General features: G+C 45.9%; 1 protein-coding gene. It reads left to right on the forward strand.

Annotated features, from left to right (window positions below; genetic code table 11):
* Positions 1 to 595 (forward strand): Ig-like domain-containing protein (locus A3738_RS09565; RefSeq protein WP_197473759.1); only part of this gene is annotated, 595 nt, incomplete at both ends.

Here is a 595-nt window from a genome sequence, read left to right on the forward strand (position 1 = left end):
TATCAATCGGAGAGCCTCCACAAGCCGCATCTTCGCAACCAACATTCGAGATCGAACATAAGGTATTGGACGGAAACTCAACCATCCGTATCAATCCTACTTCAGTACTTGAGCCACTTACTCGGTACATCGTTGTAGTAAAGAATACGATTACTGATCAAGCAGGCGAATCAATCATTAAATCTCCAGGTGCTGCAGGTTACGAAGCTTTGACAGACGAAACCAACCCGCTTTCTGGCTCATTGGCGGCATTACAACCAGTCCAAGCGCTAATCAATGGTTTATGGGAACCTATCGCGATCGCGGGCATCCCTGTAATAGATAGCGATGCAGATATTGCGCTGACATACAGCTTTACCACATCTGGGGATGAAAAAGTTTTAAATTATATCGCTGAACCTAATTTATGGTTCAACGACCAGATCACTCGTTTTGTTGGCGTTAGCACAGCGACAGCGATCGTGACTGATCAGACAGATCTAAATATGGACGGAAAAGTTGACTACACCGACGTCAACCTTGCTACACAAGGTGCTCTTGCAGCATTCCCAATAAACCCTAGCGACCCAACAGACACAACAGTTGCTGACGCTCT

It is taken from the genome of Oleiphilus sp. HI0066 (assembly GCF_001635725.1).